The organism is Paenibacillus dendrobii (genome assembly GCF_009807035.1).
Classification (GTDB): domain Bacteria; phylum Bacillota; class Bacilli; order Paenibacillales; family Paenibacillaceae; genus Paenibacillus_AQ; species Paenibacillus_AQ dendrobii.
The window spans coordinates 13,733-33,727 of record NZ_WUBI01000010.1 but is presented as its reverse complement, the minus strand read 5'-3'; the positions used below and the strand labels follow the sequence as shown (position 1 = coordinate 33,727).

General features: G+C 50.5%; 18 protein-coding genes. All 18 read left to right on the top strand.

The features are described 5' to 3' along the window. The first annotated feature begins 224 nt into the window (after positions 1-224). The 18 genes from spoVT to nadC all read left to right on the top strand — a co-directional run bounded on the left by spoVT (position 225) and on the right by nadC (position 19,984). Positions 225-767, top strand: coding sequence for a stage V sporulation protein T (gene spoVT / locus GRF59_RS28815; RefSeq protein WP_160501169.1), 543 nt, complete (start codon positions 225-227; stop codon positions 765-767). Positions 768-936: 169 nt separating this feature from the next. After that, positions 937-2,577 carry a putative polysaccharide biosynthesis protein gene (locus tag GRF59_RS28810; protein WP_160501145.1) on the top strand — a complete coding sequence of 547 codons (1,641 nt, stop codon included), beginning with the start codon at positions 937-939 and terminating at the stop codon, positions 2,575-2,577. A 97-nt stretch (positions 2,578-2,674) separates the two neighbouring features. Next, positions 2,675-4,165, top strand: coding sequence for a bifunctional methyltransferase/pyrophosphohydrolase YabN (yabN, locus tag GRF59_RS28805; protein ID WP_160501144.1), 1,491 nt, complete (start codon positions 2,675-2,677; stop codon positions 4,163-4,165). Positions 4,166-4,454: 289 nt separating this feature from the next. Continuing rightward, on the top strand, positions 4,455-4,727 hold the full coding sequence (locus GRF59_RS28800; RefSeq protein ID WP_160501143.1) for an HU family DNA-binding protein: 273 nt from the start codon (positions 4,455-4,457) through the stop codon (positions 4,725-4,727). A gap of 1 nt (position 4,728) precedes the next feature. Further along, positions 4,729-5,007: an RNA-binding S4 domain-containing protein gene (locus GRF59_RS28795; RefSeq protein ID WP_127606651.1), complete on the top strand. Its 279-nt coding sequence runs from the start codon at positions 4,729-4,731 to the stop codon at positions 5,005-5,007. A gap of 171 nt (positions 5,008-5,178) precedes the next feature. Next, on the top strand, positions 5,179-5,460 hold the full coding sequence (gene yabP / locus GRF59_RS28790; protein ID WP_160501142.1) for a sporulation protein YabP: 282 nt from the start codon (positions 5,179-5,181) through the stop codon (positions 5,458-5,460). After that, positions 5,457-6,041, top strand: a complete 585-nt coding sequence (yabQ, locus tag GRF59_RS28785; RefSeq protein ID WP_160501141.1) for a spore cortex biosynthesis protein YabQ — start codon at positions 5,457-5,459, stop codon at positions 6,039-6,041. The genes yabP and yabQ overlap by 4 nt, the downstream gene beginning before the upstream one ends. Positions 6,042-6,101: 60 nt before the next feature. Then, positions 6,102-6,464 carry an FtsB family cell division protein gene (locus GRF59_RS28780; protein ID WP_160501140.1) on the top strand — a complete coding sequence of 121 codons (363 nt, stop codon included), beginning with the start codon at positions 6,102-6,104 and terminating at the stop codon, positions 6,462-6,464. 127 nt (positions 6,465-6,591) lie between these two features. Next, positions 6,592-7,083 (top strand): S1 domain-containing RNA-binding protein, encoded by a 492-nt coding sequence (locus GRF59_RS28775; RefSeq protein ID WP_160501139.1) that lies wholly within the window; start codon positions 6,592-6,594, stop codon positions 7,081-7,083. A gap of 365 nt (positions 7,084-7,448) precedes the next feature. Continuing rightward, positions 7,449-9,953 (top strand): stage II sporulation protein E, encoded by a 2,505-nt coding sequence (gene spoIIE / locus GRF59_RS28770; protein WP_160501138.1) that lies wholly within the window; start codon positions 7,449-7,451, stop codon positions 9,951-9,953. Positions 9,954-10,067: 114 nt separating this feature from the next. Continuing rightward, the gene (locus tag GRF59_RS28765; RefSeq protein WP_160501137.1) at positions 10,068-10,808 is read left to right on the top strand and encodes a vWA domain-containing protein; all 741 of its coding nucleotides are present in this window, start codon (positions 10,068-10,070) and stop codon (positions 10,806-10,808) included. Continuing rightward, on the top strand, positions 10,792-11,739 hold the full coding sequence (locus tag GRF59_RS28760) for a protein kinase domain-containing protein (protein WP_160501136.1): 948 nt from the start codon (positions 10,792-10,794) through the stop codon (positions 11,737-11,739). The genes GRF59_RS28765 and GRF59_RS28760 overlap by 17 nt, the downstream gene beginning before the upstream one ends. Before the next feature lie 113 nt (positions 11,740-11,852). Then, complete coding sequence (gene tilS / locus GRF59_RS28755; RefSeq protein WP_423802990.1) at positions 11,853-13,280, top strand: tRNA lysidine(34) synthetase TilS; 1,428 nt, start codon at positions 11,853-11,855, stop codon at positions 13,278-13,280. A 47-nt stretch (positions 13,281-13,327) separates the two neighbouring features. Beyond that, positions 13,328-13,867, top strand: coding sequence for a hypoxanthine phosphoribosyltransferase (gene hpt, locus GRF59_RS28750; RefSeq protein ID WP_136607575.1), 540 nt, complete (start codon positions 13,328-13,330; stop codon positions 13,865-13,867). A gap of 113 nt (positions 13,868-13,980) precedes the next feature. Then, positions 13,981-16,110: an ATP-dependent zinc metalloprotease FtsH gene (gene ftsH, locus GRF59_RS28745; protein WP_160501134.1), complete on the top strand. Its 2,130-nt coding sequence runs from the start codon at positions 13,981-13,983 to the stop codon at positions 16,108-16,110. 338 nt (positions 16,111-16,448) lie between these two features. After that, positions 16,449-17,384, top strand: a complete 936-nt coding sequence (gene nadA / locus GRF59_RS28740) for a quinolinate synthase NadA (protein WP_160501133.1) — start codon at positions 16,449-16,451, stop codon at positions 17,382-17,384. 133 nt (positions 17,385-17,517) lie between these two features. Beyond that, entirely contained in the window at positions 17,518-19,134 is a 1,617-nt protein-coding gene (nadB, locus tag GRF59_RS28735) for an L-aspartate oxidase (RefSeq protein ID WP_160501132.1), read from the top strand. After that, positions 19,124-19,984: a carboxylating nicotinate-nucleotide diphosphorylase gene (gene nadC, locus GRF59_RS28730; protein WP_160501131.1), complete on the top strand. Its 861-nt coding sequence runs from the start codon at positions 19,124-19,126 to the stop codon at positions 19,982-19,984. The genes nadB and nadC overlap by 11 nt, the downstream gene beginning before the upstream one ends. Positions 19,985-19,995 lie beyond the last annotated feature (11 nt).

Genomic DNA, 19,995 nt, shown 5'->3' with positions numbered 1-19,995 from the left:
ATAAAAACGCGGAGAAATCCGCGTTTTTATTATGCTGCGCAAGTTTGGCCCTTTCCGTACAAATGCGCAATTTGACCGCAACTATTCATTCCAAGATCATGTATAAGGAATTGGGAAAGGATGAATACTATGGTCAGATATCACACTTATATTTCCTGGGACACTCCTCTTCCCATCCGAACAGTAGTTGAAAAATCTTCTCGAGAAAGCGGGGCAACATGTCAATGAAAGCTACTGGAATAGTCCGTCGTATTGATGACCTGGGTAGAGTGGTCATCCCTAAAGAAATTAGAAGAACACTGCGAATCCGTGAAGGAGATCCGCTTGAAATTTTTGTAGACCGTGACGGTGAGGTGATTCTGAAAAAGTACTCCCCAATCGGAGAGCTTGGAGATTTCGCTAAGGAATATGCTGAATCGCTGTACGAAGGTACGGGACACACGACCATCATTTCCGACCGTGACACGTTTATTGCTGTAGCCGGGGGCTCCAAGAAGGAGTATCTGGAGAAGCAAATCGGCGCACCGATCGAAAGCTGCATGGACAACCGTAAGACGCTGCTGGAAACGAACGGCGGCAATTATGAAATCAGCAAGGATCACCAGGAAACGCTGTCGTCTTTTGTAGTGGCGCCAATCATTTCCGGCGGGGACCCTATTGGAACCGTAATCCTGCTCAGTAAAGACGATTCGGTTAAAATGTCTCAGCTCGAAATCAAAATGTCTGAAACAGCCGCCGCATTTCTCGGCAAACAAATGGAACAGTAATCCCGATAAACTCCCGCTTCGAAGGCCACAGATTCGGCCTGACAGAAGAAGCGGGAGTTTTTTGTGTTCGCTTTCCCAGTTATAATAAGAATTGATGGTTGTCTGGCCGGCTGAGGAAATACGCCGTGAGACGGTTTTCGAATACATTGGGAAGAAGTAGGGAGCCAGGATGAGGGAAGAGGGTACATCCTCGAAAATACTGCAAGGAGCACTCGTGCTGAGCATAGCGATGGTGCTCTCCAAGCTGATTGGAACACTGCAAAAAATACCGCTGCAAAATATGGGCGGCGATGTCGTTTTTGGCATTTATAATACGGTTTATCCATTTTACACCTTAATGATTACGGTCGCTCTGATCGGATTTCCGGCAGCAATCTCCAAGTTTGTTGCGGAAGATGCAGCTTTGGGCGGACGTGAGCGGAGCAGGCAGATCATCCGGATCGCATCTGTGGTCATGACATGTTCCGGCATTCTGTTCGGAGCGGCTATCTATTTGGGCGCACCCCTGATCGGGACGATCATCGGTAATGCGAGCGTAGTGCCGGCGCTTAAGGCATCGGCGATTGCCTTGCTGTTCGTTCCGCTGATGTCGGGCCTCCGGGGTTTTTTTCAGGGTTACCAGGACATGATGCCAACCGCGGTCTCCCAAATTACGGAACAGAGCGTCAGGGTGGCTGTCATGATCGTGCTGCTTATTTATCTAACATCGGTTGGAGCGTCCGCGGAACATATCGCGGCTGGAGCCCTCTTCGGGTCTGCTGCTGGAGGTGCCGCAGGGCTGGCTGTGATGGGAGGGTATTGGCGCAGCTATCGTAAAGGCAGGCATATGGCTGCAGGAGACATGTCCTCGGCGGGAAATGAACGGAAGGACCGCCAACAGAGCCTCAGTTTGCTTGGGAGCATGCTGAAGTATGCAGTGCCCGTGTGCCTGGGCGCTCTTGCGATATCGCTGGTGAACCTTGCAGACACCTTTACCATGCCGCGTTTGCTTAAGTCAGGCGGAGCAGGGGACGCTGGAGCTATGATACAGTTTGGCATTTATAACCGAGGCATGCCGGTAGTACAGCTTATTACGATGCTGGCTACCTCGTTATCCGTTCTGTTTATTCCGGCGCTGGCTGAAGCAAGGGTCCAAGGGGACAAGCAGCTCGTTGCTAACCGCTGCCGTCTCTCTCTGCGTTGGTTCTGGCTGGTCGGCATGGCCGCCTCCATAGGGATTGCTGTGCTAGCCATGCCGATCAACATCGCGCTATATCAGGATGAGACCGGCACCAGCGTCATCCGCTGGATTGCTTTTACAGCCGTCGGAAGCGCGCTCAGCATTATTTCTGCCGCCCTGCTGCAGGGCATCGGCATCGTGAAGGCACCGGCGGTGCATCTCTTGGCCGCAGCGGCGGTGAAGACGCTGCTCAACCTGCTGCTGGTTCCGCAGCTGGGCATTACCGGCGCGGCCATCGCCAGCGTAGCCGCGCATTTCCTGGCAGCAGCGCTCAATATCGCGCTGCTGTCCCGTCGTACCGGCCTGCGCATCAGCACCGGTACGATCGGCAAGCCGGCAGCCATTCTCGCCGGCATGGCCCTGGCGGCGGGCGCCGCCATGCTCGCTGCGGACGCGCTGCTGTCCGCGATTGGGCTGCACGCCCGCCTGACGGCAGCGGCGGCCAGCTTAGCTGGGGCCGCTACAGGGGGCGCCGTGTTCCTGGCCGGCGCCGCTCGAACCCGCCTGCTCAGCGAGCAGGAGTTGCGGATGCTGCCGAAGATCGGCGCTCCGCTCGCCGTGCTGCTGCGCAAGCTGCGCCTTTTTGCATAGCAAAGCGCAAATTATTTTTGTGGGTCTACGCAACCATGATATAGTATAGCTGCTACTAATTACCGGAAGAATGATGTATAGAGCGGGGGAATGAGGGATGAGTGCATCCATAACAATAGTCGGCCTGGGGTCCGGAAATCCGGACCGCCTGACCATGGGTATCGTCAAAGCATTACAGCAGGCTTCAGAGGTATACGTTCGGACTAAAGATCATCCGGTGATGTCGGTACTGGACGAACTGAAAATTGGCATGCAATCCTTCGATCATATCTACGAAGCCCGGGATTCATTTCCAGAGGTATATGCGGCGATTGCGGATATCCTGCTGGAGAAAGCAGCTTCAGGAGAACAAGGATCGGTAATCGTATATGCCGTTCCAGGCCACCCGATGGTTGCCGAGTCAACGGTGCAGATTCTGCGGGAACGCTGCCCGGACCAAGGTATTGAACTTAGCATTCTGGGCGGAGAATCCTTCCTTGACGAGGCATTTATCCGTCTTGGATTTGATCCCATTGAAGGTTTCCAGCTGCTGGACGCGAGCGGACTGAGCCCGAGCCTTCTCCAGCCGCAGCTGCATATGGTAATCGGCCAGGTGTACGACATGTTTACGGCTTCCGAGGTGAAACTCGCGCTGATGGAGCTTTATCCAGATGATTATACGGTCACCGTCGGGCATGCGCTTGGCGTGGAAGGACAAGAGCAGATTTTGCAGGTACCCTTATACGAGCTCGATCGTGTGGAGGGCTACGGCAACCTGTCGCTGATTTATGTGCCGCGAAGCGACGATGAGATGCTGCGTCAGCGCACATTTGCCCGTCTTCATGAAATTGTCGGAATTCTCCGCAGCCCGGGAGGCTGCCCGTGGGACCAGGAGCAGACGCATGAATCCATCCGCAAGAATCTGATCGAAGAAACTTATGAGGTTATCGAGACGATTGACGAGGATGATCCCGAGCATATGCAGGAAGAACTCGGGGATCTGCTGCTTCAAGTGATGCTGCATTCCCAAATGGAGGAGGAGGTCGGCACCTTTAGCGTATTTGACGTCATTCAAGGGCTGAATGACAAGCTGATTTTCCGGCATCCGCATGTATTCGGGCAGAACAAGGCTGAAGATGCAGAGGCTGCCCTGCAGAACTGGGAACAGATGAAGGCGGAAGAGAAACGCCGCAAAGGTCTGGAGCCGGAACAAGCATCTGCACTGGATGGGATTCCAAAGGACTTGCCTGCGCTGATGAAGGCGTACAAGCTGCAGAAGAAGGCTTCCAAGGTGGGCTTCGATTGGGACCGGATCAGCGAAGTTTTCCTCAAAATAGAAGAGGAGCTTGCAGAGTTGAGAGAGGCTGTTGAAAAAGGCTTCGATCCGGAGGAACAGGTGGCGGAGCTTGGAGATCTGCTCTTTGCAGCCTCTAATGTTGCCCGCTTCCTTCATGCTGACCCGGAGGAGGCTCTCTCCAGAACCAACCGCAAGTTCGTTCGCAGGTTTCGCTTTATCGAGGATGAGCTGAGAGCCAGGGGTAAGACCGTAAAGGAAAGTGATCTGGCAGAAATGGACGCTATTTGGCAACAGGCCAAAAATCAGGTATGATAAGAATTCGACCTGCATAAAGGCCGGGATTAGCATCCGCAAGCAGCGCCAGGGGAAAGTGCGCTGATCGACGTTTCTTACAAGAATTTCCTCGCAAATGATAAAATTTTGGCGGAAACAAGCAGGAATTCGGGAAGGGCATCAAGAATAACCATACACATGAAAATTGCGAAAGTGATCGCATGACCATGCATTCAATGACGCCCAGCTACTTGCGGAAGTGATTGCTGCCCATGCTTTCATGACGCACCTATACTTATTTCTTTGTATATTGGGAGGATAATAATTTATGAACAAGACAGATCTGATCAACAACATTTCGACTAAAAGCGGCTTGACCAAAAAAGACGTAGAATCCGTTCTTAACGGTTTTCTTGGTGAAATCACCGATGCTTTGGCAAGCGGCGACAAAGTGCAATTGATTGGCTTCGGCACATTCGAAACTCGCAAGCGTTCCGGACGTACTGGCCGTAACCCTCAAACCGGCAAAACCATCGACATTCCAGAAGCAAACGTACCTGCTTTCAAAGCAGGCAACAAGCTTAAAGAAGCCGTAAAATAAGATGCGAGTCGATAAATTCCTGAAGGTATCCAGGCTGATCAAGCGGCGTACCGTAGCCAAGGATGTCTCGGATCAAGGCCGGGTTCTGATTAACGGCAGGGAAGCGAAGCCTAGTAGCACCGTGAAAATCGGTGATGAAATTACGGTACAATTCGGACAGAAGCTGGTTACCGTGAAGGTGGAGCGACTCGCTGAGAGCACGCGCAAAGATGAGGCTACAAGCCTGTATTCCTTGGTCAAGGAAGAACCGATTGCAAAAGATAACGGTTTGAACTGGTAATAAGCACTTTCATAGTCAGCATATAACGGCACTCTCCGGTTTTCGGGGGGTGCCATGCTATTTTTCGGGAGATTATTCAGTCATGGCATAGCTGCAGAAGTTCTCGCATCACGAGGTTCTAAACCTTATAGCCCCTCCATAAGCTATTGGTAAGAAGGAGGGGTACATGCCATGATCGAGCCAGCGAAAAGCAAACAGCATGAGCTGCATATGCTGAACCGCAAGCAGCTGAACCTGACAGGGGTCCATAATGTGGAGAGCTTTGACAGTGAGGAATTTCTACTTCATACCGAGCTTGGGCACCTTACCATTAAGGGACAAAATTTACATATCAAAAATTTAAGTCTTGAAGAAGGACTGCTTTCCATTGAAGGCTTGGTCCATTCCCTGATTTACTTGGATCCCGGTTCAAACGGCAAAAATAAGGGAATGCTCGGCAAGCTTTTTAAATGAGTCCGCAAATTCAGTGGATTACCCTGTTCTGGATGCTGTTCTCAGGAGCAGCAATGGGACTGGCCTATGACAGCTACCGGGTGCTGTCGGGCCAGCTGCATTTTCCGAGATGGACCCTTCATGTTCTGGACCTCTTTTATTGGTGTGGAGCCGCCCTTTTTGTGTTCAGGATGCTGTATGTCAGCAATTACGGACAGCTTCGGTTCTATGTATTTGTCGGACTCTTTCTGGGAGTATGGTTATATTTTTTATTCTTAAGTGTTACAACTCAGCGTTTTGTGGTAATGTTAATAAAGGTGGTACGTTATTTTATCGATGTGATGAAGCGACTTTTCAGGCTCTTGGTATGGACGCCGACTCGGCTGATTCTTAAGCTGCTGAAGGGACTAGCTGTTATGCTGGGCAGCCTGTTGATGTTTGTTTTTCACGTCATACTGAAAATCCTGCTGCCTTTCTGGAAGCTGGCTAGATGGATGCTCAGGCCGATCACCTCGCGTCTTCGGATGCCGAAGTGGCTTGACAACCTTCTGAACTCCGCAGTCCTTTTTTGGAACAAATGGTTCCGGAAGAACAAGGAATAGAGGAGTATACCAGCTGAGCCTAGAAATAAAGGCTGTAACGTCCTGTAAAGGAGGAGACCCATGGGGAAGTATGCTGCCAAGGAACAAGCACGCAGACAGACGGTTAAAACGACACAGGAAAGCAAGTCAGACAAAAGCGCTGGCGCGCGCAGGCGGATATGGATCTGGTCTGCCTTTATGGTCATCTTTTTGGGTTGGGCGGGCTATACCCTTATCTCTCAGCAATCGCAAATTGCGGACAAGAGTGCCGAGCTAGCCAAGAAGACGTCGGAGCAGCAAATGACGAAGCAGAGTCAGGATCAACTGACGACCGAAGTCAAGAGACTGAATGACCCTGAATACATCGGTCAGCTGGCAAGAAAGAATTACGGAATGTATTTACCGGGGGAAACCCCCATCCGTACAGAGGAAACAAGCCCGTAATTACAGCGCGGAAACTGGGTTATTACTCAGTTGACCTCAGTTTGCGCTTTATGTATAATCAAATCACCACAGCCAAGGTTTGACTCAAATCTTGTTGTATATTTTTAAGGGAGGATCATTTTATTCTATGGCAATCGAAGTGGGCACCAAGTTAGAAGGCAAGGTGACAGGCATAACGCATTTTGGAGCATTTGTGGATCTGTCAGGAGGTGTCACGGGTCTCGTTCACATCTCGGAAATCGCCGATAATTACGTCAAGGATGTCAACGATCACCTGAAGATCAATGATGTTGTAACCGTTAAGGTGATCAATGTCGACAAGGACGGCAAGATCGGACTTTCCATCAAACAAGCTGTTGATAAGCCAGCATCCGAAGCTCGGCCTCCAAGAGGACCAAGACCGGAACGTACCGGTGGCGGAAATGGAGAGCGGTTTGGCGGCGGTGGTGGTGGAGGCTACAATCGTGAACGTGGCGGGCGCCCATTCAAGCCTGCGGCCAACAAAACTTCGTTTGAGGATAAAATGTCGCGTTTCCTGAAGGATAGCGAAGAACGCATCTCTTCGATCAAGAAACAAACGGAATCCAAGCGCGGAGGGCGCGGGGCCAAACGCATGTAATACATGCGCGTGGCTTGTGCCGATGACTTGAATATGATAAACCGCAGCAGGTTTGAGCCTGCTGCGGTTTTTTTGTCGCTCCGAAAAAAATTACCGACAGCATCCAACGGTTTTCCAGCTCTGTCTATAGCAATCGCTAGCGGATTCTTGGAGCCGGACCTGTAAGCATTCACCATAGGTGTCCGTTAGCAGGCCGCTCAAACAGGCAAGGCTAAAGGAAGACGGGACCGATTCCCGACTTTTCGCAGGACGGGCTTTTTTGTCGGAATATTTTTTTGGGCCAGTCCGCTGTTATGACAAACTTTCTGGTTTCAAGGCCTCTATAATGGGTACCATCAAATCTACGAAATGGTGGTGCCGAATACATGGAGAAGTTGAACGTAAACATACCCGGACTCAAAACGTTGCAAAGAGATGCAGGGATGGAGGATTCCAGCTGGATGGGACGGCTGGGTAACATACCGATGCTTCAGCGCCTGCTTCAGCTGTTTGCGGCCAAGAAGTGGATGTTGCTTCTGACACTGATGGCGTTTTTGCTGGGGAAAGCCATGATATTGGACGAGCTCTCGCCATTTGCAATTGCCTACTTTGCCGTCATTGCCTTTATGCGTCGCGACTATTTGCTTCCCGTTACTGTTGCTCTCATAGCCGGCAGCCTCTTCGCCCCCTTTCCTGCACCTCTGATTATTGCGGCTGAACTCCTTATCTTTTATTTTATTCACCGGGGCCTAAACGCCTACGATCATGCCGAACTGTCGTATGCACCCCTTATGGTTTTTGTTTCATCTTTCGTCGTCAAGCTGTTTGCGATCATGACCGGGCCGCCATTTACTTGGTACTCTATCTTAATGAGTTCGCTGGATGCCGTACTCAGCTTCGTGCTTACGCTCGTGTTTATCCAGGCGATCCCGGTATTCACATACCGCAAGAAAAACTATCAGTTGCGAAGTGAGGAGATTCTCTGTTTAATCATCCTGCTGGCCTCTGTGATGACCGGGGCGGTGGGTTGGACTATTTACTCCTTATCTGTGGAGCACATCCTTTCCCGTTATTTGATCTTGATCTTCGCTTTGGTAGGTGGCGCACCGCTCGGTGCTTCCGTTGGTGTCGTCACCGGACTTATTTTAAGCCTGGCGGACATTTCCGCTATTTATCAGATGAGCCTACTGGCCTTTTCCGGCATGTTGGCCGGTATGCTGCGTGAGGGCAGGAAGGGGGCAGTCATGCTTGGGATGCTTCTCGGTTCCTCCATCTTATCGATCTACTTCAGCGGACCGGCGGATGTGATGACCTCTACCTGGGAGTCCTGCGCGGCGATCGTGTTATTTTTATTGACGCCTAAATCGGTCATTAAGATGATCTCCAAATATGTCCCCGGCACGAACGATCACAGCAAATCCCAGCACGAGTATGCCAAGAGAGTCCGCGATCTGACGGCGGAGCGTGTTACGCAATTTTCCCAGGTGTTCCGGCAACTATCCCAGAGTTTCGGGCAGGTGGCCGGCACCGAGGAAGTGAGCAAACGCAACGGAGAAATGGAACACTTTATGAACGCTGTGGCGGAAGGCGCTTGCTCTACATGCTTTAAGAAGGGCCACTGCTGGGATGCGAAATTCTATCAGACCTATAAATATATGACGGATGTGATGACCGCCGTGGAGGATAACCCGGAGATTAAGGATGAGCAAATTCCCAAAGAATGGGCACGGATTTGTGGAAAAACGGGAGAAGTGCTCCAAGAGATGAAACAGCAGTACAACCTCTATCAGCATGATATGCAGTGGAAACGCCAAATATACGACAGCCGTCATTTGGTAGCCGACCAGTTATCCGGCGTATCGCAAGTGATGGAAGATCTGGCACGCGAGATTCAGCGGGAAGGACAAGCCATGTACCGGCAGGAGGAACAGATCCGCGAGGCGCTTGAGCAGCTTGGTCTCTCCATCCAAGGCATCGAAATCATCAGCCTCGATTCCGGTCATGTGGAAATTGAAATCGTTCATGCTTTTACACGCGGCTATGATGAGTGCCGTAAAATTATTGCACCGCTGTTATCCGATATTTTGGATGAGCATATTGCCGTGCTTCATGAATCATCCATCTCCTCGAAGGACGGTCTGGCGACGGTGATGTTCGGTTCAGCCAAGACCTTTGAGATTACGACGGGCATCGCCGGAGCGGCAAAAGGGGGAGACATGCTGTCCGGAGACAGCTTTAGCATGATGGAGCTCGGTAACGGCACCTTTGCAGTCGCGCTCAGCGACGGGATGGGCAATGGCGAAAGGGCACAACAGGAGAGCAGCTCGGCATTGTCTATTCTAGAGCAGCTGCTCCAGAGCGGGATGGATGAGAAGCTGGCCATTAAATCCGTGAACTCGATCCTCATGCTTCGGTCTCCGGATGAAGTATACGCCACGGTTGATATGGCGCTGATCGATCAATATACGGCAGAGACTACGTTTATGAAGATTGCCTCGACACCCAGCTTTATCAGGCGGGGGTTGGAGGTGATTCCGGTATCGGCCAGCAATCTGCCTATTGGCATCATCCAGGATATCGAGGTGGATCTTGTGACTCTGAAGCTTCAGGCGGGCGATATCGTGATCATGATGACCGACGGCATTTATGATGCGCCTGGCCATGCTGTCAATAAAGAGCTGTGGATGAAGCGGATGATCCAGGAGATCGACAATGAAGATCCGCAGCAGATCGCCGATATACTTTTGGAAAAAGTGATCCGTTATCAGCAAAATATGATTCACGACGATATGACGGTTGTGGTAGGCAAAGTGGAGCATTACCGTCCTGAATGGACGACACTTCATGTGCCGGGTCTGGAAAGAATGGAGCGGCCGCGTACCGTAAGCTGATAGGTAAGGCATTGCCCGGGAAATGCATGAGGGGAGGAAATGTTGGGTTTGGAATCTCTCAAAGGTGGAAATGATAGAAGCAAGAGAAGGCCACTTTTGGGAGGATGATAGATCGTGAAACAAATACTTTTGATAACAGATGGATGCTCAAACGTTGGGACAAGCCCGGTGCTGGCGGCAGCCCATGCATTTCAGGAGGGAATTACGGTCAATGTAGCGGGGGTGGTAGACTACGGAACGATCGGTGAGCTAGGAAGTCTGGAAATCGCTGAAATTGCCAAAGCGGGAGGAGGCGTAAGCCGGGTCGTAGGAACACGACAACTTGCTCAAACGATGCAGATGATGACGCGGAAAACGGTGGTTCAGACCATTCATCAGGCGGTTAATAAAGAGTTAAAGCAAATTTTGGGGAACACCGCACTCGAGGACCTGCCGCCGTCTCAGCGTTCGCAGGTCGTGCAGGTCGTGGACGAAATGACGGAAACCACGCCCCTTCAGGTAGCCCTTTTAATCGACGCAAGCGCTAGTATGAAACCGAAGCTCAGCGCGGTAGAGGATGCCATACGGGATTTGATGCTTAGTCTTCAGGCGAGGGAGGGAATCAGTGAGCTTGCTGTATTCCACTTTCCAGGGCGGCGGAGCGGTGAGGATGCTGTACTGGACAGTGATTGGACGCGCGATGCAGGTGCATTGAGGTCACTCTTTCAGCGTCTTCAGATGAAGGGGGCTACGCCGACGGGGCCTGCCATCATGAGGGTGATTGATTTCTTCCGTTATGGTACACTAGATGAACATCAACCATGGCGGGGAAATACCGATGAAGGAGAAGGGATGCTCGGTGACTACGTCGTCTAATCCGGCGTATCCGGCCGGAACAGTCATTACAGGAAAATGGCGCAAAGGCCGCTTTGTCATCCGGCGCATGCTGGGTCAGGGTGCCAACGGGATTGTTTACCTTGTGCAAAAGGAAGGCTCGGGCCATTCTTTTGCCCTGAAAATGGGATATGATACGCTGGATCTCCAGTCTGAGATCAATGTGCTGATGTCGTTGCAGTCCAAACGCAAGTCCTCGGATTCGTCTAAGAACGGTTCGCGCATGTCCTATTTGCTGGAAGTAGATGATTTTAAAGGGCAACATGGAGATATACCGTTTTATGTTATGCGTTATATCCGAGGCAGCTCATTACATCATTTTATACGAAAACGCGGGACGGAATGGATTGGCCTTACCGGACTGCGCCTTCTGGAAAAGCTGAACGGGCTGCATCGGTCGGGTTTTATTTTCGGAGATTTGAAACCGGAAAATGTGATGGTATCCGATGTGGGACATGTGGAACTGATTGACTATGGCGGCGTAAGCTCCATCGGCCGGAGCGTCAAGCAGTTTACGGAGTGGTACGACCGGGGGTACTGGAATGCAGGCTCCCGCATTAGCGATGAGGGGTATGACCTGTTTGCTTTTGCCGTACTCATCATTCAGCTTCTCCATGAGGAGGAACTGAAAACAGCTTCCGCGCAGCATTTGCCACAGACCCGAAGTCCGGTACAATTGCTCTCCATGGTTCAGCGAAGTACAAGATTGAAGCCTTACTCGGAATGGTTGCGACGAGCGATTCGCGGGGAATTTCCTAGTTCTCAGGAAGCTCTGAAGCTGTGGAAAGAAACGATTTACACGCCGGCATTAGTGGGCAGGCTGCCTGGCAAGACGCCACGGTGGCTGATTAATGCATTTGCACTTTCCATCATGATTGCGTGTCTTGCTTGTCTATGGGCTTTTTTCTTGTAGGCGGTTTGTTGAAGTTTGGAAAGATAACAGAAGATGAGAGCAACAGAGGATCACTACATAAAGGCGTGCTGTAGAAGAGGGGATTTCGTATGGAAAGCAGGGCTAACTTGAATATGCTGATGGAACATGTTCTTCATACGGCTGGGGAGCATGGCTTGTGGTTACCTCATGATACCATCATAGTCGCAGTATCCGGCGGACCGGATTCTGTGGCTCTTTTGCATGTTCTCCATCAAATCTCCAAACGCTACACTCCTCTGCGACTGATCTGCGCACATGTCCACCACGGCCTTCGGGCGGAGTCAGACAGGGAGGAAGAACTAGTCCGCGGATTGGCTCTGGAACTGGGGCTTCCGTTCGAGGTGGCAAGAATGGATATTCCTTCTTATATGAAGGAAAGCGGGAAGGGCTTCGAAGAGGCGGCGCGCGACAAAAGGTACGCGTTCCTGCATGAAACGGCACAGCGGTACGGTGCGGCATCGATTGCCTTGGCCCATCATGCCGATGATCAAGCCGAGACGGTCCTGCTTCATTTACTTCGGGGCAGCGGCCTCGGAGGCATTAAGGGCATGAAGATCAAAAGAAACGAAAAAAATGTGGAACTCATTCGTCCCTTCCTACGTATATACAAAACGGACCTCATGAGTTTTTGTAAGCAGAATGGTTATGCATATGCCATAGACAGCTCCAATCTCTCCAATCAATACCGCCGAAATGCGATCCGGTTGGATGTGCTGCCTTTTTTGGGGCAATATAATGGTCAGATCAGGCAATCGCTGGTTCAACTGGCCGATATTGCGGGTATGGAAGATGAATACATGGAGCAGGCTGCAGATCATGCATATCATGATTTGGTACAGCATAAGGATGGAAGGCTCTATTTTCAGGTGCCTTCTTATTTGGCCTTACATGTCGCTTTACAACGAAGGTTGATTAAACTAATATTAAATTATCTGTCGGCAGGCATTGAAATCACCGATTTTCACAAGATTGAACTGATTCGCCAAGGTATTACTCAGAACAAAAGCACGACCTGGAGCCTTGATATTGGAGGAGGCTTGGCCTGCATACGCGAATACGATATGATATTGTTTATGCAAAAGCCGCCAGAGCAGTCCAAGAGCTATACATATGAGCTTCAAACTGCTGTTCCGGAACTGTGTATTCCTGAAATTGGCAAGAGGTTGAATATGAAGGTGCAGACGCCGCATGAACGTTACTTTTTCAACATGACCGGAGCCTGCGCTGAAGCAGTATTTGATGCCGGTCAGCTGATTTTTCCATTAACACTCCGTTCAAGGCTGCCTGGAGATACCATGAAAGTCATGGGATTAAACGGAAGCAAAAAGGTAAAAGATATTTTCATTGACGCGAAGATACCTCCATCCGTGCGCTCCCGCATTCCTGTGTTAGTGGATGGTTCAGGCAACGTGATCTGGATACCGGGGGTCCGGCGCTCCACGCATGCTGCAGTCGGGACACAAACAACAGACGTTCTCCACATGTGCCTGGAGGATACAGAGACAGTGGAGCAACTGTAATGGTCATTGTAAGACTTTCATAGTATAAACGTAGGAGGTTCGCTCAGTTGCAAAACGATATTCAAGAAGTTCTCATCAGCGAAGAAGAAATTCAGAAGAAAATTAAGGAACTTGGAGCTCAGCTCAGCAAGGTTTATGAAGGACGCAATCCTTTGGTTATTTGTGTACTGAAAGGTGCGTTTATTTTCATGGCTGATTTGGTTAAAAATATGACAGTACCCATGGAACTCGATTTCATGGCTGTGTCGAGCTACGGCGCATCCACCAAATCATCGGGTGTCGTCAAAATCATCAAGGACTTGGATGTGCCTGTGGACGGCCGCGATGTTCTCATCGTAGAAGACATTATCGATAGCGGTCTCACGCTCAGCCATCTGATTGAACTCCTGAAGAGTCGCAACGCCAAATCGACGTGCGTAGTCACCTTGTTTGACAAACCCGTGCGACGCACCGTGGATCTGGAAGCGGATTATACAGGATTCACCCTGCCTGACGCGTTTGTTGTCGGATACGGTTTGGATTACGCCGAACACTACCGGAACCTGCCCTACATCGGGATCTTGAAACCGGAAATCTATTCCCACTAATGGTGATACTCCAGCCCATGGACATTTCCTTGGTTCATGCTAATACCACCTCTGTTGAGATGGTCAGACAGGCTATGGTAAAATAATTAAAGTGTTTTGAGAGGAGGTAGGGGATGAATCGGTTCATCCGGAATTCTGGTTTTTATTTGATTCTTTTTTTAGTTGTGGTGGGCATTGTCCAGTTTGTAAGCAATAGCGGTGAATCTGCTCACAATCCTAGATACGATGAATTTCGGCAAGAGATCAAGGCTGGCAATGTGAAGGATATCACGGTTCAATTTGACGGTTACGCCTATCTCGTAACCGGTAAATATAATCAAAAACCGGACGGGGTTAAATCCGACAGCTTCTCAACCTACATTCCGGCTACAGATGCCGCGATTCAGGAACTGGTGGATGCCAGTGACAAAAACGGCATGACATATACCCAAAAGAAAATGGAAGGCGAAAGCATCTGGCTGACGCTGCTATCCTCCATGATTCCTTTGGTCATTATGTTCATTCTCTTCTTCTTCCTGTTTAATCAGGCTCAGGGCGGCGGAGGCAAAGTCATGAACTTCGGCAAGAGCCGCGCCCGTCTATATAATGAAGAGAAGAAGAGAGTCACATTCGAGGATGTGGCTGGAGCCGATGAAGAGAAGCAGGAACTCGTCGAGGTCGTGGAATTCCTGAAGGATCCACGTAAGTTTGCCGCAGTAGGCGCCCGTATTCCTAAAGGCGTACTGCTCGTTGGTCCTCCGGGAACAGGTAAAACACTCCTCGCCCGTGCGGTCGCTGGTGAAGCCGGCGTTCCTTTCTTCAGCATTTCCGGTTCTGACTTTGTGGAAATGTTCGTGGGTGTCGGTGCATCCCGTGTGCGTGACTTGTTTGAGAACGCCAAGAAAAATGCACCATGTATTATCTTTATTGACGAAATTGATGCGGTTGGCCGTCAGCGCGGCGCCGGTCTTGGCGGTGGCCATGACGAGCGTGAACAAACGCTGAACCAATTGCTCGTAGAGATGGACGGCTTCGGCGGCAACGAAGGCATTATTATCGTAGCAGCAACGAACCGTGCTGATATTCTCGACCCTGCGCTTTTGCGTCCGGGACGTTTTGACCGTCAAATTACGGTAGACCGCCCAGACGTGAGAGGCCGCGAAGCGGTGCTGAAGGTCCATGCCCGCAACAAGCCGCTTACGAAGGATGTTAAGCTGGATATCGTAGCAAAACGTACAACAGGCTTTACCGGCGCCGAGCTGGAGAATCTGATGAACGAAGCAGCCTTGCTCGCAGCACGACGTAACCGCAAGGACATTTCCATGCGTGAGGTTGACGAAGCGATTGACCGTGTCATCGTAGGTACGGAGAAACGCAGTCGCGTGATCAGTGACCGCGAGAAACGGATCGTTGCATATCACGAAGCAGGTCATACCATTGTCGGTTACTTCCTTGAGAATGCCGATATGGTACACAAAGTTACCATTATTCCTCGTGGCCGTGCTGGCGGATACGTCATCATGATGCCGAAGGAAGATCGCATGCTCGTAACGAAGCAAGAGTTGCTTGATAAAGTTACAGGTCTCTTGGGCGGCCGTGTATCCGAGGAAATCTTTATCGGAGAAATCGGTACCGGTGCTTACAGTGACTTCCAACAAGCAACCGGCATCGTCCGCAGCATGATTATGGAATACGGTATGAGCGAGAAGCTTGGACCGCTGCAATTCGGTTCGTCCCAAGGCCAGGTATTCCTGGGCCGTGATCTCGGACACGAACAAAATTACAGTGATTCCATCGCATACGAAATCGATCAGGAAATGCAGCGCATGACCAACGAATGTTATCAGCGTTGTAAAGATTTGCTCATCAAGCATTCCAAAGAGGTTCATCTCATCGCGAATACGCTGCTTGAGAAGGAAACATTGGAACTTGATCAAATCAGAGAGCTGATCGAGCAAGGATATCTGTCGGAAGATGGACCGCGTGATGGTGAAGGCGAAGACGGAGGTTCCTCCGAAAGCGGCGCACCTGTTATCGACAACATCGGTGATGTACGTGTCCGCATTCAAGGCAAGGATGATGCATCCGATCTGCCAACGAAAGAAATTCCGAACGACGTTCCGGAGAACATCACGAATGATACGCCTGAGTCACCGGCGGACATTCCTGGGGATATCCCGAATGATGTTCCGAACCCGAATCCGGGTCCAGCAGACGACCGGGATCCAGGTAACGGAGGCACGCCTCCTGAAACAAGATCCTAATGAATGAGCTTGACCCAACCGATTCATGAATCAGCCCGGAAGACGACGGCAATCGTCTTCCGGGCTTTTTGTTGTCTTCACCTGACTATTTCAAATTTTTATTTTTAGTTTGGCATGAGATTTTAATGATGGCAGAATGCAATGAAAGCGGCGTTACAAAGGGATTTTTTGCATCCTAAGCCCTCTTTTTAGTGAGTATGAGGCCAATTGACAGCCCGGGAAACCTTGTGTACATTAGTTGGTAACTGAAAAGCCCTCGAAGCTTGGACACCTAACTTTGAGAGAAATTTCACAAATTCATCAATCAATTATGATTTCATAAAAGGAGTGGGTCGCTGGTGGAAGCTCTTGCGCTGCAGCATAAAGAGGAACAAAAACGGGAATTAACCGAGAGACTGATGCAGCTGAAGAAAGAAAGAAATGCTATTATTCTTGCTCATTATTATCAAAGGGACGAAATTCAAGAGGTTGCCGATTTTCGCGGCGATTCCTTTTTACTTGCCCAAAAAGCGGCGCAAACAGATGCGGATACAATCGTATTCTGCGGTGTTCATTTCATGGGAGAGAGCGCGAAGATTTTGGCTCCAAACAAGACGGTCCTGATTCCGGATGAACGCGCGGGTTGTCCAATGGCGGATATGGTGAACGTTGACGGTCTTCGCAAGCTGAAAGCTCAGCATCCGAATGCCAAGGTTGTTACATATATCAACTCATCCGCAGATGTGAAAGCGGAAACGGATATTTGCTGTACATCAGCCAATGCCGTCAAAGTCATCCAATCGCTAGACTGTGACGAGATCATCTGGGTACCGGATAAAAACCTCGGACATTATGTACAACAACATACCGACAAGAAAATGATCATCTGGGAAGGGTATTGCAATACCCATGACATGTTGACGGTTAAGGATGTGGTTGAGATGAGAGCCAAGCATCCAAATGCCCAGTTCGTGGTCCATCCGGAATGCCGTCCAGAGGTTGTAGCGATGGGTGACTTTGTCGGCAGCACCACTGCTATTATCGATTATTGCAAGAAATCCGACTGTCAGGAGTTTATTGTGGGGACCGAGGATGGAACGGGATACCAGCTTCGTCTTGACAGCCCGGAGAAAACGTTCCATTTTGCTACCAAGTTCCTGGTTTGTCCGAACATGAAGGTTAACAATCTCAAAAAATTGGTGAAGTGTCTAGAGACGATGAAGCCGCAGATTTATGTGCCGCCGGTTGTCGCAGATCAAGCCCGAATTTCCTTAGAGCGCATGTTACAGGTATAGTAGGGCGCGATCAAAAAATAATAGATCAATTAGGTGCCCTATATAGTGTAACAGAGGGCACTTTCTAATTAGAGCCATTTTTTGATCGCGCTTGCATGCGCTACTCTTTCTCTTAAGACAGGTGAATGGACCCATGGTTCCTCAGTATTTGGTTGACTTTGACTTGCAAACCCTGCGCTGTGTGGAAACCGATGTCATCGTGATTGGTTCGGGGATTGCGGGATTATATACGGCCATTGAGGCCGGCAAGGACCGTAAAGTTATCATGATTACCAAAAACGCTCTTCTGGAAAGCAATACTCGCTATGCTCAGGGGGGGATCGCCGCGGTTACTTCGGAGGATGACTCACCTGCGTACCATCGTGAGGATACGCTTATGGCCGGAGCTGGTTTATGCTCATCCGCCGCTGTCGATGTACTTGTGAACGAAGGACCGGAAGGCGTCCAAGAATTGATTCGTTTGGGCACATCCTTCGATGTGGAGAACGGAGAGCTTGCATTAACCCAGGAAGGAGCTCACAGCCGTCGCCGAATTTTGCATGCGAACGGGGATGCTACCGGATTCGAGATTGTGAGAGCACTCGCTGCGCAGGTTCTGGTGCATGAGCGTGTGGAGGTTTGGGAGCATCATTTTGTGATTGATGTGCTCACCTCTCAAAACGAATGCATTGGCGTTCTGGTTCAGTGTCCGGATGGGGAGAGATTGTATATAAAGGCAGCCGCTACGATTCTGTGTACGGGAGGAGCCGGGCAGCTGTACCGATATACGACCAACCCTGATGTTGCGACCGCAGACGGCATTGCCATAGCCTATCGGGCCGGTGCGCAAATTCGTGATATGGAATTCATCCAATTCCATCCGACCGCACTTTGTTACCCTGGAGCTCCGCGCTTTCTGATCTCGGAGGCTGTTCGGGGTGAAGGGGCGGTGCTCCGAAATATTAAAGGTGAACGTTTTATGGAAAAATACCATGAACTGCTTGAGCTGGCGCCGCGTGATATCGTGGCAAGAGCCATCATCAGCGAGATGGAGGAGACGAAATCCACGTTTGTCTATCTGGACATCACGCATGAACCGGAGGACATGATCAAGCACCGTTTTCCAACCATTTACGAGACTTGCATGAATTATGGGCTGGATTTGGCTGCCGACTGGATTCCCGTAGCCCCGGCTGCGCATTATATGATGGGTGGAGTCAAAACGGATCTGAATGGGGAGAGCAGTGTTTCGCGTTTGTTTGCCTGCGGTGAAGTTTCCTCGACCGGGGTGCATGGCGCTAACCGTCTGGCGAGCAATTCGCTGTCAGAGGCCATCGTTTTCGGCAAAAGGATTGTGAACCGGATCAGAGATCTTGAACCTTTGCACGGATCAGCAAGTATTTCTCATAAGGACGGGGAACGGACAAGCGCTCCCAAGCAGGCAATGATAGAACGCAGACTTAAACTGCAGAAAGTCATGGTCAGATATGCTGGACTGCGACGCAATGAGACATTGCTTCATAAAGGGCTGGACGAGCTAAAGCGTCAGCTGCCGATATTACATGCAGAGCTCACCCGTAAGGAGGAGTTTGAATTCGCGAACATGCTGATCAGCTGTTTGCTGGTCAATCGTGCCGCACTGGAACGCCAGGAGAGCCGCGGCGCGCATTACCGGGAGGATTATCCTCAGAAAGACGACGCGATGTGGCGCAAGCATTTGCTTCAGCATCGTCAAGATGAAATCATGGAGGAATTCAGCGATGATGTTTAACGGGTATAACGAGGGACTGGTGGAATCCATTCGACTATGGCTGAAGGAGGATGTGGGCTCTGGGGATATCACGACCATGACGACCATTCCCGCAGGCCATGAATCGAAGGGAATTATTCACGCCAAGGAAGCTGGCATCGTGGCAGGTATTCCAGTGGCAGAGCTTGTATTTCAGGTCGTTGACCCTACCCTTTCGTTCACGGCTCAAGTCAAGGACGGAGAGCATGTGGCCAAAGGCACCGTGCTGGCCATCGTGGAAGGCAGCACACATCATATTTTAACGGGAGAGCGCATCGCTCTGAACCTCCTGCAGCGACTTTCGGGCATTGCTACCCGAACCCGCATGTTCGTGGATGCGCTGGAAGGATTGCCAACAAGGCTCGTGGACACGCGCAAAACGACGCCAGGGCACCGGATGCTGGAGAAATATGCTGTCCGCATCGGCGGCGGATCTAATCATCGCTTCGGGCTGTATGATGCCGTCATGATTAAGGACAACCATATCAAGGGGGCAGGTGGAATCCGCAGAGCCGTGGAACGCGCACGAGCCCATATTCCGCACACCATGACGATCGAAGTTGAAACGGAATCGCTGCAGCAGGTGGAAGAAGCACTGGATGCCGGAGCGGACATCATTATGCTGGATAATATGGATAAGCCGATGATGACAGAAGCCGTCAGACGGATCAAAACCAAGGCTCCCCATGTTCGTGTGGAGGCTTCGGGCAATGTTTCGTTGAAGACGGTCAAAGAAATTGCCGAGTGCGGGGTTGACGTGATATCCGTAGGGCGGTTAACCTATTCCTTTGAGAGCCTCGATATTAGTCTGGACCTCAATGCTGTAAAGTAAAGGAGGGATCA